At 75.6% G+C, this 13,954-nt stretch carries 13 protein-coding genes; 7 read left to right on the forward strand and 6 right to left on the reverse strand.

Annotated features, from left to right (window positions below):
• Positions 1–18 precede the first annotated feature (18 nt).
• Together ACFVU7_RS08420 and ACFVU7_RS08425 are read right to left on the reverse strand one after the other, a co-directional pair.
• Positions 19–1,494: a CoA transferase gene (locus ACFVU7_RS08420; protein WP_079272430.1), complete on the reverse strand. Its 1,476-nt coding sequence runs from the start codon at positions 1,492–1,494 to the stop codon at positions 19–21.
• A 22-nt stretch (positions 1,495–1,516) separates the two neighbouring features.
• On the reverse strand, positions 1,517–2,146 hold the full coding sequence (locus ACFVU7_RS08425; protein WP_388044696.1) for a LysE family translocator: 630 nt from the start codon (positions 2,144–2,146) through the stop codon (positions 1,517–1,519).
• A 228-nt stretch (positions 2,147–2,374) separates the two neighbouring features.
• Between ACFVU7_RS08425 and ACFVU7_RS08430 the strand changes: the two genes are divergently transcribed.
• A complete protein-coding gene (locus ACFVU7_RS08430) occupies positions 2,375–2,833 on the forward strand; it encodes an Lrp/AsnC family transcriptional regulator (protein ID WP_049652743.1) in 459 nt (152 codons plus the stop codon).
• Between the two features lie 58 nt (positions 2,834–2,891).
• On the forward strand, positions 2,892–3,599 hold the full coding sequence (locus ACFVU7_RS08435; RefSeq protein ID WP_388044697.1) for an N-acyl homoserine lactonase family protein: 708 nt from the start codon (positions 2,892–2,894) through the stop codon (positions 3,597–3,599).
• A gap of 135 nt (positions 3,600–3,734) precedes the next feature.
• Here ACFVU7_RS08435 and ACFVU7_RS08440 read toward each other — a convergent pair whose 3' ends face one another.
• Positions 3,735–4,964 carry a cytochrome P450 gene (locus ACFVU7_RS08440; RefSeq protein ID WP_074004426.1) on the reverse strand — a complete coding sequence of 410 codons (1,230 nt, stop codon included), beginning with the start codon at positions 4,962–4,964 and terminating at the stop codon, positions 3,735–3,737.
• Between the two features lie 794 nt (positions 4,965–5,758).
• Here ACFVU7_RS08440 and ACFVU7_RS08445 point away from each other — a divergent pair.
• Entirely contained in the window at positions 5,759–6,676 is a 918-nt protein-coding gene (locus ACFVU7_RS08445; protein ID WP_388044698.1) for a hypothetical protein, read from the forward strand.
• A gap of 327 nt (positions 6,677–7,003) precedes the next feature.
• On the opposite strand, the gene ACFVU7_RS08450 is transcribed toward ACFVU7_RS08445, so the two are convergent.
• On the reverse strand, positions 7,004–7,270 hold the full coding sequence (locus ACFVU7_RS08450; protein WP_388044699.1) for a zf-HC2 domain-containing protein: 267 nt from the start codon (positions 7,268–7,270) through the stop codon (positions 7,004–7,006).
• Positions 7,271–7,286: 16 nt separating this feature from the next.
• Between ACFVU7_RS08450 and ACFVU7_RS08455 the strand changes: the two genes are divergently transcribed.
• The 4 genes from ACFVU7_RS08455 to ACFVU7_RS08470 all read left to right on the forward strand — a co-directional run bounded on the left by ACFVU7_RS08455 (position 7,287) and on the right by ACFVU7_RS08470 (position 12,030).
• Positions 7,287–7,889 carry a sigma-70 family RNA polymerase sigma factor gene (locus ACFVU7_RS08455; protein ID WP_117490806.1) on the forward strand — a complete coding sequence of 201 codons (603 nt, stop codon included), beginning with the start codon at positions 7,287–7,289 and terminating at the stop codon, positions 7,887–7,889.
• 259 nt (positions 7,890–8,148) lie between these two features.
• The gene (locus ACFVU7_RS08460) at positions 8,149–9,522 is read left to right on the forward strand and encodes an MFS transporter (RefSeq protein WP_388044700.1); all 1,374 of its coding nucleotides are present in this window, start codon (positions 8,149–8,151) and stop codon (positions 9,520–9,522) included.
• Between the two features lie 101 nt (positions 9,523–9,623).
• Positions 9,624–10,946, forward strand: a complete 1,323-nt coding sequence (locus ACFVU7_RS08465) for a cytochrome P450 (protein WP_388044837.1) — start codon at positions 9,624–9,626, stop codon at positions 10,944–10,946.
• A gap of 94 nt (positions 10,947–11,040) precedes the next feature.
• Positions 11,041–12,030: an L-tyrosine/L-tryptophan isonitrile synthase family protein gene (locus ACFVU7_RS08470; protein WP_388044701.1), complete on the forward strand. Its 990-nt coding sequence runs from the start codon at positions 11,041–11,043 to the stop codon at positions 12,028–12,030.
• 32 nt (positions 12,031–12,062) lie between these two features.
• Here the strand turns inward: ACFVU7_RS08470 and ACFVU7_RS08475 are convergent, their stop codons facing one another.
• Both ACFVU7_RS08475 and ACFVU7_RS08480 read right to left on the reverse strand, forming a co-directional pair.
• Complete coding sequence (locus ACFVU7_RS08475) at positions 12,063–12,869, reverse strand: ABC transporter ATP-binding protein (protein ID WP_388044702.1); 807 nt, start codon at positions 12,867–12,869, stop codon at positions 12,063–12,065.
• Positions 12,866–13,954 (reverse strand): FecCD family ABC transporter permease, encoded by a 1,089-nt coding sequence (locus ACFVU7_RS08480; protein WP_388044703.1) that lies wholly within the window; start codon positions 13,952–13,954, stop codon positions 12,866–12,868. Before ACFVU7_RS08480 ends, ACFVU7_RS08475 begins: the two co-directional genes overlap by 4 nt.

The following is a 13,954-nucleotide window of genomic DNA, read 5'->3' on the forward strand; positions in this document are numbered from 1 at the left end:
AGCGCCCGCCCGAGGCCGTCAGAGCCAGACCGGCTCGTCCGTTCCCCAACGCCCCGGCGGGCGCGACCAGTCGGCGGGCGCCCCCTCGTAGCCGATCGGCGGCAGGGCGTGGCGCAGCCGCCCGTACGGGGAGTCGACCTCGGCCAGCCGGCGGGCGGGGTCGTAGGGCTCGGACGGGCCTCCCCGCGGCGTCTCCGGTTCGATGCCGTGCAGCAGCCAGGAGGCCGTGCCGGCGAGGGAGAAGCGCAGGTGGCGGCCGCCGGGGCGGCGGGTGCGCTGGTCGGTGAGGGAGCGCAGCACGGCGGCGGCGACGAGGTAGCCGGTGCCGTGGTCGAGGGCCTGGGCGGGCAGCACGCCGGGGCGGCCGCCGGTGGCGGATCCGGTCTCGGGGGCGGCCTCGTGGGCGGCGATGCCGACACCCGCCTGGACCAGGCTGTCGAAGCCGCGCCGCCCGGCCCAGGGGCCGGTCCAGCCCCAGGCGCAGAGCTGGGCGAGGATCAGGTCCGGGCGACGGGCGAACAGCGCGTCGGGGCCGAGGCCGTGGGCGTCGAGGGAGCCGGGGCGGTACGCGGAGACGACGACGTCGGCGGTGGCGAGCAGGCCGTCGAAGACGGCGCGGTCGGCGGGCTCGGCGAGGTCGAGGCGGGTGGAGCGCTTGCCGAAGCCGGTGTCGGCGTGGGCGTCGTCGGCCTCGGGCAGCCGGGGCGAGTCGACCCGCAGGACGTCGGCGCCGAGCAGGGCGAGGGTACGGGTGGCCACCGGTCCGGCGATCACGCGGCTCAGGTCGAGGACCCGGATCCCGGCGGCGGGCCGGTCCACCGGGGCCTGGCCGAGCGGGCGGACCGGCGCGGTTCCGGCGGCGGCGCCGACCTCCAGGTGCTCCACGAGGGGGTGCACGACGCTGCTCACCGGCACGACGGCCACCGCGAGCGCTCCCGCCGCGTACGCACGCTCCTGGATCCGCTCGGCCGGCAGCCTGCCGAGCACCTCGGCGAGCTGCTCGGGCCCGGCGTCCGCGGCGAGGCCGAGGGCGGAGAGCAGCCGGGTCCGGTGGTGCGGGTAGTTGGCGTGGGTGCGCACCCAGCCGTCGGCGGTGCGCCAGAAGCCGGAGTGCGGGGCGAAGTTGACGGGCGCGCGGCCGTCGACCGTCAGGTGCCGCTCACTGACGAAGGCGGTGGCGACGGCCCCCTGGTCCACCCGGACGGCGGGGACGGACGCGGCCAGGGGCGCCGAGCCTCCGGCGCGGTGGGACGCGAGCTCGGCGGCGGCCAGCGAGCAGACCGCCACGGTGGCCCGGGCGAGCCGGCGCACCGGCAGCCCGGAGGGCAGGACGTCCTCCGGGCCGTGGAAGGTCACCCGCTCCAGCAGCTCGGGCGGCCCGCCGAGAGCCGCCCAGGCGTGGGCGGTCGGGCGGTCGACGGCCCCGGCGGCTGCCGCCGTTCCGGTGGTTCCAGTGGCCGCGGTGGTTCCTTCTGGCAACGGGCGCTCGGTCATGCCCGGCATTGTGCTCCCGTTCTCAGGCGCTCGCTGTGACGCCCGCCACCAGCATCAACAGCACCGCCGAGACCATGGTCATCCGGCGGGCCGCCTGCGGGGTGCCGCCGAACCGGCCGCCGAGCCGCCCACTGGCGTACGCGACCAGCCCGTACACCACCGCGCAGGCCAGCACGTTGAGCGAGCCGAGCGCGAGCACCTGGCCGCCGACCGGCAGGGCGGCGTCCGGGTCGACGAACTGCGGCACCAGGGACAGGTAGAGCAGCAGCCCCTTGGGGTTGAGCAGCGCGGTCAGCATGCTCTGGCGCAGCACCGTCGCGGTGGGCTGCGGCTTGGGCGCGGCGAGGGCGGCGGCGCCCCCGCTCTTGCGCAGCGCCAGCAACATCATGACGGCCAGCACCAGCAGGTACGCGGCGCCGGTGAGGCGCAGCACGGGCAGGGCGGCCGGGACGGCGCGCAGCGCGGCGGCCAGTCCGGCGCTGGAGAACAGCGTGTGGACGGCGTACCCGGCGCAGACCCCGCCGACCGCGATCAGCGCGGCGCGGCGTCCCTGACCGAGGCCGCGGGCGGCGATGTAGAGCCAGTCGGGGCCCGGGGTGCAGACCAGCAGGAGGTCGACTCCGAGGAAGAGGAGGAGGGCGTGGGTGTCCATGGGCGTGGGCGTGGCCTGTCGTGCTCGTCGCGGTGTGGGCCCGGCGGATCGGCCGGGGGTCGTTCCGGCGGGTCGGCCGGAGGTTGTTCCAGCGGCCTGCCGGGGTGCCCCGGGGATCTGCCGGAGTGACCCGGCATCGGGTTCGGTCACTGAAGGTAGCCGGATCGGGCTGGCACGCGATGGCGACTTCGTGCAGGTCGGAGCGGCGTTTTGGCAGAATGTTGCGCCATGGACCGAATCGACCGCAGAATCCTCCGCGAGCTCCAGCAGGACGGGCGCCTGACCAATGCCGAGCTGGCCTCCCGGGTGGACCTCACCCCGTCCCCCTGCCTGCGCCGGGTGCGCCAACTGGAGCAGGACGGTGTGATCCGCGGCTACCGGGCGGTGCTGGACGGCGCGGCGGTCGGGCGCGGGTTCCAGCCCTTCGTGACGATCACCATGCGTCACGAGGACCAGGTGACGGTCGCCGAGTTCGAGCGCCGGGTGGCCGAGCTGCCGGAGGTGGTGGAGGCCCACCGGCTGTTCGGCGAACCCGACTACCTGCTGCGGATCGCGGTGGCCGACATCGCCGCGTACGAACGCTTCATCACCGACGTGCTCTCCGGCCTGCCGGGCATCGCGCAGGTCAACTCGCACCTGACGATGAAGCAGGTGAAGGCCGACCGGGGGCTGCCGGTCGGCGGGTAGGGTGCGAACGGGGGGCCCGCGCGGCCGCCCGTACGGGGGCAGAGCGACGCACTGCGACATGGGGGCTGAATTGCACGTGATCCGCCGTCTCGACCTGGGGTACTTCGTCCGACCGGCCACCGAAGTGGGCGGCCCGGAGCCGCGCGTGGAACCGGTGCTCGCGTACCTGGTCCGACGTCCGGAGGGGCTGCTGCTGTTCGACACCGGGATCGGTGGCGGCGAACCGGAGACCGAGGCGCACTACCGCCCGGTCCGCCGCCCGCTGCCGGAGGCGCTCGCGGCGGCCGGGGTCGCCGTCGCCGACATCGACCTGGTGGTCAACTGCCACCTCCACTTCGACCACTGCGGCGGCAACCCGCTGTTCGCCGGCACGCCCGTCCTGGTCCAGACGGAGGAGCTGGCCACCGCCCGGCGCGGCGGGTACACCATCGACGCGCTGGTCGACTTCCCCGGCGCCGAGTACCGCGAACTCGACGGCGAGGCCGAGGTCTGGCCGGGCGTCCGGGTGCTGCCCACCCCCGGCCACACCGGGGGCCACCAGTCACTGCTGGTGGACCGCCCGGGCGGCGGGCCGGTCCTGCTGGCCGGGCAGGCCTACGACTTCGCCTCCGAGTACGGGCAGGCGGTGCTCGCCCGGCGGGCGGTGCGCGAGGGCGTGGCCCCGCCGTTGCCCGGGTACCGGGCCTGGCTCGACCGGGTGGCCGAGCACGGGCCGCACCGGGTGCTGTTCGCGCACGACAACGCGGTCTGGGAGCCGGCCGAGTAGCCGTCGGAGCCCCGGCCGTCCGGAGGGGACCGGTCGCTCAGGAGGTCCGGGGCGCCCGGGGCCTCCGGGGCGCCCAGGGTGGCCGGGGCAGCCGGGGTGCTCAGGGTGGCCGGGCGGCCGGGGCGCTCAGGAGGCTCAGAAGGTGAAGCGCAGCGAGCGGACCCGGTGGTCGAAGCTGGACGGGACGAGCTGCGGCTCGCCGACCGACCGCGCCTCGGGAAGGCGGGTGAACAGCTCGCGGAACAGCGTCGTCATCTCCTGCCGGGCCAGGTGCGCGCCGAGGCAGTAGTGCGGACCGCCGCCACCGAAGCCGAGGTGGGCGTTGGGCGTGCGGGTGATGTCGAAGACGTCGGGGTCGGGGAAGACCTCCTCGTCGCGGTTGGCCGAGCCGTAGAACAGCGCGACCTTCTCCCCCGCGCGCAGCAGCGGGCCGCCGGAGCCGCCCAGCTCGTGGTCGACGGCGAGGGTCCGGTTGAACTGGATGATCGGCGTGGCGTGGCGGACCATCTCGTCCACCGCGCCGCCGAGCCGTCCGTCGAGGTCCTCGAGCAGCAGGGCGCGCTGCTCGGGGTGGACGGTCAGCAGGTGCAGGCCGTGGGCCAGCGCGTTGCGGGTGGTCTCGACCCCGGCGACCAGCAGCAGGCTGAAGAAGGCGCCCAGCTCGCGTCCGGTGAGCCGGCGGCCGTCCACGTCGGCGGTGACCAGCGCGGAGATCAGGTCCTCCTCCGGCCGGCGACGGCGACGGCGGCCGATCCCGGCGACGATGCCCTGCATCCGGGCGAGCGCCCGCAGCCCGCGCCCCGGCACCCGCAGCCGGCGGCGCAGCGGCCGGGCCACACCGATGTCCTCGGAGGTGCGGTTGACCAGGTCGAGGATGGTGCGGCGCGGCCGCTCCGGGATGCCCATCATGGTGCAGATCACCTGGAACGGGAGTTCGGCGGCGACCGCGGTCACGAAGTCCTCCGGCCGCTCCCGCTCGATCCGGTCGACCAGCTCGGTGCTGATCCGCCGGACGTCCTCCTCGACCCGGTCGAGCAGCCGCGGGGTGAACGCCCGCGAGACGATCCGGCGCAGCTGGGCGTGGCGGGGGTCGTCCAGGTTCACCATCGAGTCGCCGAACAGCAGCCGGACCCAGCGGGCCGGGACGGGGGTGGTCACACCGGGGCCGCTGAGGAAGACGGCGGGGGTGCGGCTGGCCTCGACCACGTCGGCGTGACGGACCAGGGCGTGGAAGCCGCGACCGGTGGCGCGGTCGCCGAAGAACACCGGACCGGGGCGGCGGCGCAGCTCGGCGAAGGCGGCGGCGCGGTCGGGGGCGGGCAGCTGCCAGAAGCCGGGGTCCGCGAGGTCGACGGACGCGGGCAGGGCGGCGGGCTCGGTCGGCTTCGCGGGCTCGGCCGGGGTGGCGGCCTCGGCCGACTCCGCTGCTTCAGCCGGGGTGGCGGGGTCAGCCTCGTCGGCGGGCTCGGTGGATCCGGGTGGGTCGGCCTGCTCTGCGGCCTCGGCCGGTTCAGCGGTTCCGGCCGCCTCCGCGGCTTCGGTCGGCTCTTCGGCTTCGGCCCGCTCCGCGGCTTCGGCTGGTCCGGCGACGTCGGCCGACTCGGCGGCTTCGGCCGGTCCGGCAGCTTCCTCAGCCTTGGCCGACTCCTCTGCTTCATCCGGCTCGACGGCTTCGGCCGGTTCGACAGCTCCGGCCTGCTCGACAGCTCCGGCCGGGGCGGCGGCTTCGGCCGGGGCGGCGGCTTCGGCCTGCTCGCCGAGTTCCTCGGCTTCGACTTCAACCACGGCCGTCGCCTGTTTCCGGCCTGTCGCCTGCTGCGGGACGGTCGGCTCCGTGGGGGCAGCGGACTTGGCATTGTCGGCAATGGGCGCCGAGGTATCCGTCGGGGTCTCCAAGGCCGGACCTCCCTGCTTCTGAACAGCGTCGTCCCGATACGCACCGTACGGGGTGGTGCACATTAAGTGAGCAATGGGGTACGTGCTGTCAAACCGCCCCGATGGTCCTACGAGCCGTTGTTCGGTTCGTCGCGTCGGGTCGGCGGACCGAACCGGGTGGTGATCCGGCGGGCTCCGGGGGCCGGCGGCCGGGCATGGTCTCACGGCACAGAACCGGCCATGACCGGAGGGTGCGCTACGGGCCGGGCAGGGCGGGTGCGACGATGAGTGCCATCGTGATGACCGACCGGATCCGCCTGCTGCGCGCCGTGGTCTTCGCCGCGCTGTGCGTGGCGATGGCCGCCACCGCGCACGTCGCCATGGCCGGATCCGGAGTCTCTCCGACGGTGCTGGCCGGCGGGTTCGGGGCGGTCCTCGGGCTGACCTGGCTGCTCGCCGGGAAGCGGCGCGGACTCGGGGTGATCAGCCTCTGGATGGTCGTGGCGCAGACCGCGCTGCACCAGTTGTTCGAACAGGCCGCGGCGTTCTCCCGAGGGGGCGGCGGCCTCGGCCGGCTCGCCACCACGGACTGGGCCGCCCTCCTGCTCTGCAACCCCGACCGGGCGCCCGGCGGGCTCTCCCCGGTCGAACTGGCGCGGATGGCGGGCATCGACCCGGACGTCCCGCCGGCCACCGGCGGTCTGCGGCCGGCGGCCGGGACGCACCACGGGGGCTCGGGCGCGACCGCCGTGGACGCGGGCCTGCCCGGGATGACCGGGATGCCCGACGGACCGCACATGATGCCCGACGGCGCGTTGCACGGCGGCGGGTCGTACGGCACGGCGCAGGACCTGGTGAGCGCACCGGCGCAAGGACCGGCGCACGACATGGCGCACGGGATGTCCCACGGCATGTCACCGGGGATGGCCGCCGCCCACGTGCTCGCCGCGCTGGCGTGCGCGCTCCTGCTCTGGCGCGGCGACGCGGCGCTGGTCCGGCTCTTCGAGCTGCTCGGTGCGCTCGGCGCGGTGGTCGCGGGCGCGCTCCTGCTCCCGCTGCTGGCGCTGTTCGCGCGCCCCTTCGGCTACCGGGCCCCGGCAGCGCCCCGCCCGGCCGACGACCGGGCCCGGCCGCCCCGGTCGGTGCTGCTGACGCATGCCGTGGTCCGGCGCGGGCCGCCGGCGTTCGCCCTCGCCTGCTGACGCGCCCGCCGCTGCTTCTCCCCGCCCGGCCACCTCCGGCCACCGGGACCCCGCGACGGGCAGGTCGCCCTGCCGTACGGCCGCGCCCCGCGCCGTCGTGCCGTCAGGGTGCGGGCCCGCGTCCGCCGCCGCTCCTCCCCAGGGCCGGCGTGCCGCGCGGCTGCCCATGGACGCCGACGGTGCCGCCCTGCGCGGTGCCGCTCCCCGCCTTCCCCTCGGGACCTTCCCATGCCTGACTTCGACGGCGCACCGGCTCCGGCCGGCGCCACCGTCCCGCCGTTTCCGCTCCCCCGGACGCGCCCGCCCCGCCGGGCACGCCCACCGCGCCTAGCGCTCGACGGACCGCGGTCCGTCCGGAGCACGGCCCTCGGGGCCGCCCTCGCCCAGCCGGGCCAGCAGCCGGGCCGACCACTCGGGCGAGGGCCCGTCGGTGGTGCCCGCCCGCACCCGGCCGTGCAGCTGCTCGGCCCTGGCCAGCCACTCCCGGCAGCCGGCGCAGCGCGCGACGTGCTTGTCCAGCCGTACCTCCGGCAGACCGCTCGGTTCGCCGTCGAGCCGGGCGGACAGAGCGGTACGGAACTGCGCGCATCTCATACGACCATCGTCCCGCATGGCCGTGCCGCCGGGACCGGCCGGGCGGGGGGCCGCCGTGGATGACGAGCAGCTCACCGCACTGGCGCTGACCGCCCGCTCCGGACGGGCGGCCGACGTCGAGGCCTTCGTCCGGGCGACCCAGCGGGACGTCTGGCGCTTCGTCGCCCACCTGACCGACGTGCAATCCGCCGACGACCTCGCCCAGGAGACCTTCCTGCGCGCACTGCGCGGCCTGCCCGCGTTCGCGGGGCGCTCCTCCGCCCGCACCTGGCTGCTGTCGATCGCCCGGCGGACGGTGATCGACCGGTACCGGATGGCCGCCGCCCGGCCGCGCTGCGCGGCCCTGCCGGACTGGCAGGAGGCGGCGGAGCGGCAGGGCGGCGCACCGACGGCCGGGTTCGAGGACGGCGTCGCGCTCGGCGACCTGCTCGACCGGGTGCCCGCCCAGCGGCGCGAGGCCTTCGTGCTGACGCAGGTGGTCGGCCTGAGCTACGCCGAGGCGGCCGAGGTCGCCGGTTGCCCCGTCGGGACCGTCCGCTCCCGGGTCGCCCGGGCGCGGGAGGAGCTGGTGGCACGCCTGCGCGCCGCCGAGGCCGGGGAGCTCGCGACCGCCTGCTGAGCGGCGGGCGGGCGGCTGGCAGCGGGCAGCGGCGGACAACTGACAGCAAACAGATAACAGATTTCGAAATCTGTTATCTGTTCGCTGAAAGCTGTCGTCTGTCATCTGTCCGTTGTCCGCTGCCAGCCGTCAGCTTCCGGCTATCGAGAAGAAATCCCCCAAGTGTTCGGAACCGGAGCCCCCTCGCCACCGACTGCTGTACCGGACCCCGCCGCCGAGGCGGCGTCCGGTACAGCAGTACGGGAGACGGAGGGACTTCATGACGGCGCAACCAACCCCGACCGCCTCATCTCTGACGGAGCATCAGCAACCATCGGCGGACCGCTGGAGCCTGGTCGTCGCCGCCGGACTGCTGTCCTTCGTCGCGATGCTCGACATGAACGTGGTCAACCTCGCACTCACCGACATCTCGGCCGGCCTGCACGTCTCCCCCGGGGTCGCCCAGTGGGCCGTCCTCGGGTACCAACTCCCGCTCGTCGCCCTGCTGTTGCCCGCCGGGCGCTGGCTGGACCAGGTCGGCACCCGCTCGGCCCTGCTGCTCGCGGTCGGCTGCTTCACCCTGTGCAGCGTGCTGGCCGCCTGCGCCCCGTGGGCCGGTTGGCTGATCGCGGCCCGGCTGTTCCAGGGCGCCTTCGGGGCCGTGCTCTTCGTCCTGATGCCGGTGCTCGCCGCGACCTCCGTCCGGCCCGAGCTGCGCGGCCGGGCGATGAGCGTGCCCGCGACGCTCGGTCCGCTCGGCGCCGTCACCGGGCCGGTGATCGGCGGTCTGCTGCTGGACCACCTGGGCTGGCGGGCGATCTTCCTGGTGAAACTGCCGGTCTGCCTGGCCGCCGTGCTGATCGTGCGGCGCCACGCCCCGCGCCGCGGCGGACTGCGGCCGCCCGACCGGTCCTCACTCGGCGACGCCGCGCTGATCGGCGCCGCCGTGGCCGCCGTCCTGCTCGGGCTCACCCTGGCCCCGAAGTCCGCGCTGTGGCTGCTGCTCGTCCTGCCCGCCGTTCCGCTGGTGCTGCTCTGGCTGCGCCGCCCGGGCGGCCGACCGGTGGCCGAGGTGCTGCGGGCCGCCGGGACCGCCGGGGTCAACGCCTCCGTGCTGGCGCTCGCCGCCGGCTTCGCGGCCTGCCACTACCTGCTCGCCCAGCACCTGCGCGGCCCTCGGGGCGAGAGCGCCACGGCCACCGCGCTCACCATGCTGGCGTTCCCGCTCGGCATGGTGCTGGCCGGCCGGGTCGGCGGCCGGCTGGCCGACCGTTGGGGCGCCCGCCCGACCGCGCTCACCGGCGCCGCCGTCACCACCCTCGGCCTGGCCCTGCTCGTCCCGCTGGACACCGGCTGGTCCGCCCCCGAGATCGCCGCGCGACTCGCCCTCGCCGGTGCCGGGATGGGCCTCAACGGCGGCCCCACCCAGGCCCTGGTGATGTCCGCCTCCCCACCCGGGAAGCTCGCCACCGCCGGCTCCGCCGTCCAACTCGCCCGCAGCCTCGGCTTCGCGCTCGGCCCGGCCCTCGCGACCGCCACCGCCCTGGCCGGGGCCCGCGACACCACCGGGACCCGGGCCGGAATCGCCCTGGCCGCCCTCGTCGCGGCCACCGCCGTCGCGCTGCTCGCCCTGCACCGCCGCCCCAGGCCCTGACCACCACCCCACCCCGCACTGCCCCGCACCGAACCGCACCCGCTTCAGCGCACCCCACCACCACCCCCCTCCCCACCGAAGGACCTCCTCAGATGACCGACATGATCCCCGACCCGGCCGCCACCGACGACGCCCCGCGCTGCCCGTACGGGTACGACCGGCTGCCCTCCCCCGTCCCGCTGTACGGTCCGGAGTACAAGCGCGACCCGTACCCGCTCTACCAGCGGATGCGCGAGGCCGGGCCGGTGCACCGGGTGGAGTTCCCCAGCGGCATCCACGCCTGGCTGGTCACCGGCTACCGGGCCGCCCACGCGGCCCTCAACGACCCCCGCTTCGGCAAGAACCACACCCTCGGCAACGACAACTGGCGCCGGCTCGCGTCGATCATGCCCGAGCCCCAGCACTCGCAGCTCCAGGTCCACCTGCTCCACCAGGACCCGCCCAAGCACACCTCGATGCGCCGGCTCGTGCTCGACGCCTTCGCCCCGCGCCGGGTGGAGTCGCTGCGCCCCCGGTTCCAGGAGCTGGCCGACGCCCTGGTGGACGAGCTGCCGGAGTCCGGCGGCGCGGACCTGGTGGCCGGCTTCGCGGCCCACTACCCCTTCCGGGTGCTCGCCGAAGTCATCGGCCTGCCGCCCGAGTTGGCGGACCGCTTCGACCGGGACTGGGGCAAGGTGGTCCAGCCGGTCGGCCCGCAGGACCCCGGCCGCCCGGCGTACGAGGCCCGGCTGCGCGGCCTCCAGACGTACATCGCCGACGTCGTCGCCCGTAAGCGCGCCGACTGCCGGGAGCCCGGTTGGGCGGCGCAGGAGGACCTGCTGGGCCGGCTCGTCGCAGCCCATGACGCGGGCGAGTTGAGCCGCGCGGAGCTGGACTCGATGGTGTTCCAGCTGCTGGTCGCCGGGCAGGAGCCGGTCACCAACCAGATCACCACCATGCTGGTCACGCTGCTGCGCCACCCCGAGCAGCTCGCCCGGCTGCGCGAGGGCGCCGACGAGCCCGGCCGGCTCGCCCGGGCGGTGGAGGAACTGCTGCGCCACGACGCCGCGTTCGAGCTCACCACCTGGCGGTTCTTCGCCGAGGACAGCGACCTGTTCGGCACCACCGTCCCGGCCGGCGACTCGGTGATCGTCTCGCTCTGCGCCGCCAACCGCGACGACGCGCAGTTCCCCGAGCCCGACCGCCTCGACCTCGACCGCACGCCCAACGCCCACCTGGCCTTCGGCCACGGCATCCACTACTGCCCCGGCGCCGCGCTGGCCCGGGCCGAACTCCAGGTCGCCCTCGCCACCCTGCTCACCCGGCTGCCCGGGCTGCGTCCGGCCGAGGCGCCCGGCGACGGCCTGGCGGACCTGGCCTGGGTCCCCGCCGTCCTGGCCCGCGGGGTGAACCGGCTGCCGGTCGCCTACGACCACCGCCGCTGACCCCCGGGCGCACCGCGCCCCGGCTCCGACCGTCCGGCTCCGCCCGCCCGGAGCCCGAAACCCGTACCGCACCACCTTTCGTGGAGGACCCACCATGCCGCCCGTCGGCACCGCCCCTGCCGTCATCACCCCCGACGCCCTCACCACTGCCACCAGCGCCCCCGACACCGGCACCACCGCCGCCGCCCTCGCCGCCCGCGTCCTCGGCCTGCTGCTGCCGCACCGCCGCGCCGCGGACCCGGAGTTCGACGCCCGCCCGGAGCACTTCCCGCTCCAGCTGGCGCAGTTGGCGGACTTCATCGCCGCCGGCGAACCGATCGTCCTGACCCTGCCCGGCTTCCCCTGCAAGTCGCCGAACCCCGCGAAGGTGCTCGGCCACCTGCCCGACGAGGGCGAACGGCTGTCGCTGACCTTCCTCGACGGCCTGTGCGCCGAGATCGGCCGACTGCACGCACCCGGTGCGCGCATCCTGATCTGCTCGGACGGGCACATCTTCGGCGACCTGATCAACGTCCCGGACGACCACATAGACGCCTACTCGGACGCCCTGACCGCCATGATCGCCCGCGAGGGCCTGGCCCACCTCGACACCTTCGACCTGCGGGCCGTCCTCGGCGACCTCCCGTACGACGAGAAGCGCGCCCGGGTGCACGCCCGGTACGCGCCGAGCGTCGAGGAGCTGCGCGAACAGGTGCTGACCGAGGAGGAGACCCTGCGGCTCTACCGGGGCATCACCCGCTTCCTCACCGAGGACACCGTCGGCTTCACCGGCACCCGCTCCGCCCTCCAGCGGGAGTGCCGCCGTCGCGCCTACGGCGTGATCCAGCGCAGCCGCGCCTGGGGCGAGTTGATCGCCGAGCACCACCCGCGCGCCGTCCGGCTCTCCATCCACCCGCAGCCGGCCGGGGCGTCCAAGTTCGGCATCCGACTGCTGGCGGCGGCCGACTCCTGGACCACCCCCTGGCACTCCTCCGTACTCCACCGCGCCGACGGCCGACGGGAGTTGCTGCGCAGCGACGAGGCCGCCCGGCTCGGCCGACTGGTCCTGCGGGACGGCCGGCCGAGCCACTACGAGTCCCGCTAGGCCGCGGTCCCGTACGGGAAGGGACGGAACACCTAGCGCCCCGGCACGGCGGCCTCCGCCGCAGCCGGGGCCGGGGCACGGTGGTCGAAGGCGATCAACGGGTCGCCGGTGAGCGGGTGTTCGACCACCGCGGCCCGCACCCCGAAGACCTCGGCCAGCAGCTCGGCGGTCAGCACCTCGCGCGGCGCCCCGGAGGCCACCAGGGCGCCGCGGTGCAGGACGTGCAGCCGGTCGCAGACCGAGGCGGCGGCATTGAGGTCGTGCAGGGCCACCAGGGTGGTGCGGCGCTGCTCCCGGAGCAGGGCGAGCAGTTCGACCTGGTGCCGGACGTCCAGGTGGTTGGTCGGCTCGTCCAGCACCAGGACGTCCGGCTGCTGGGCGAGCGCCCGGGCCAGCAGCACCCGTTGCCGTTCCCCGCCGGACAGTTGGGCGAACCGGCGGTCGGCGGCCCCGGCCATGCCGACCCGCGCCAGCGCCTCGGCCGTGATCCGGCGGTCCTCGGCGTCGTCGGCCGCGAAGGCCCGCTTGTAGGGCGTGCGGCCCATCGCGACCACCTCGCGGACGCTCAACTCGAAGTCCCCGCCGCGCTCCTGGGGCAGTGCCCCGATGTGCCTGGCGGACTCGGCGGGCCGTAGCTCCGCCAGGTCCCGCCCGGCCAGCAGCACCCGCCCGGCGCTGGGCCGCAGGTGCCGGTAGACGGTGCGCAGCAGGCTGGACTTGCCGCTGCCGTTGGGTCCGACCAGTCCGGCGATCTCCCCCTCCTCGGCGATCAGGTTGGCCCCGGCCAGCACCGTCCGGCCGGCCAGGGCGACACTCAGGTCCTCGACGGCGATCCTCAACTGCGCTCCAGTCGTCGGTCCAGCAGGTAGAGCAGGGTGGGGGCGCCGAGGACGGCGGTGACCACGCCGATCGGCAGTTCCTGGCCGTCCAGGGCGGTGCGGGCCACCGTGTCGACGACGACCAGCAGCAGCGCCCCGGTGAGCGCGGACAGCGGCAGCAGCCGCCGGTGGTCGGCGCCGACCAGCAGCCGGCACACGTGCGGCACCATCAGCCCGACGAAGCCGATCGCCCCGGAGACGGCGACCAGCACCCCGGTGAGCACACTGGTGACGACGAAGACCTCGCGGCGCAGCCGGGCGACGTCCACACCGAGCCCGGCGGCCGTCTCGTCGCCCATCAGCATCGCGTTGAGCCCCCGGGCGCGGGCCTGGAGCAGGGCCAGTCCGAGCGCCACCGCGACGGCCGGGACGGCGAGTTGGGCCCAGACGGCGCCGCCGAGGCTGCCCATCAGCCAGAACAGCACGCCCCTGGTCTGCTGCTCGTCGCGGGTCTGCAGGACCAGGTAGCTGGTGATGCCGCCGAGGAACTGGGCGATGCCGATGCCCGCGAGGACCAGGCGCAGCGGGGAGAAGCCGCCACCGCGCCGGGCCATCAGCCAGACCAGCGAGAACGCGGCGAGCGCGCCGGCGAACGCCGCCAGGGAGACGGTGAGGCCGAGCGCGCTGCCGAAGGAGAGCTGGAGCCCGAGGGTGGTGCCGAGGACGATGGCGGCGACCGCGCCGAGCGAGGCCCCGGAGGAGATGCCGAGCAGGTACGGGTCGGCGAGCGGGTTGCGGACCAGGGCCTGCACGGCGGTGCCGACCAGGCCGAGCCCGGCGCCCACCACGGCCGCCAACAGGGCACGGGGGACGCGCAGTTGCCAGACGATGAGATCACGGGCGCCTGGCTCCGGGGCCCGGCCGGTGAGCCGGCGGGCGACCACCGACCAGACCTCGGCGGCCGGGACGTCCACCGAGCCGAGCGAGACGGCGGCGGTCAGCGCGAGCACCAGGGCGACGACGAGAACGGCGGCCAGCGGCCCGGCCCGCAGGATGCGGGCCGGGCGGACTTCGCCGCGCTCCTTCCGAGCGGTGGCCGACGCCAC

The sequence above is a fragment of the Kitasatospora sp. NPDC058046 genome (genome assembly GCF_042885595.1).
Taxonomy (GTDB): domain Bacteria; phylum Actinomycetota; class Actinomycetes; order Streptomycetales; family Streptomycetaceae; genus Kitasatospora.

Excerpts from the sequence above, each read along its gene's own strand:
- ACFVU7_RS08420 (WP_079272430.1), bottom strand. The coding sequence starts at position 1,494 with ATGACCGAGCGCCCGTTGCCAGAAGGAACCACCGCGGCCACTGGAACC.
- ACFVU7_RS08425 (WP_388044696.1), bottom strand. The coding sequence starts at position 2,146 with ATGGACACCCACGCCCTCCTCCTCTTCCTCGGAGTCGACCTCCTGCTG.
- ACFVU7_RS08430 (WP_049652743.1), top strand. The coding sequence starts at position 2,375 with ATGGACCGAATCGACCGCAGAATCCTCCGCGAGCTCCAGCAGGACGGG.
- ACFVU7_RS08435 (WP_388044697.1), top strand. The coding sequence starts at position 2,892 with ATGGGGGCTGAATTGCACGTGATCCGCCGTCTCGACCTGGGGTACTTC.
- ACFVU7_RS08445 (WP_388044698.1), top strand. The coding sequence starts at position 5,759 with ATGAGTGCCATCGTGATGACCGACCGGATCCGCCTGCTGCGCGCCGTG.
- ACFVU7_RS08450 (WP_388044699.1), bottom strand. The coding sequence starts at position 7,270 with ATGAGATGCGCGCAGTTCCGTACCGCTCTGTCCGCCCGGCTCGACGGC.
- ACFVU7_RS08455 (WP_117490806.1), top strand. The coding sequence starts at position 7,287 with ATGGCCGTGCCGCCGGGACCGGCCGGGCGGGGGGCCGCCGTGGATGAC.
- ACFVU7_RS08460 (WP_388044700.1), top strand. The coding sequence starts at position 8,149 with ATGACGGCGCAACCAACCCCGACCGCCTCATCTCTGACGGAGCATCAG.
- ACFVU7_RS08465 (WP_388044837.1), top strand. The coding sequence starts at position 9,624 with ATGATCCCCGACCCGGCCGCCACCGACGACGCCCCGCGCTGCCCGTAC.
- ACFVU7_RS08470 (WP_388044701.1), top strand. The coding sequence starts at position 11,041 with ATGCCGCCCGTCGGCACCGCCCCTGCCGTCATCACCCCCGACGCCCTC.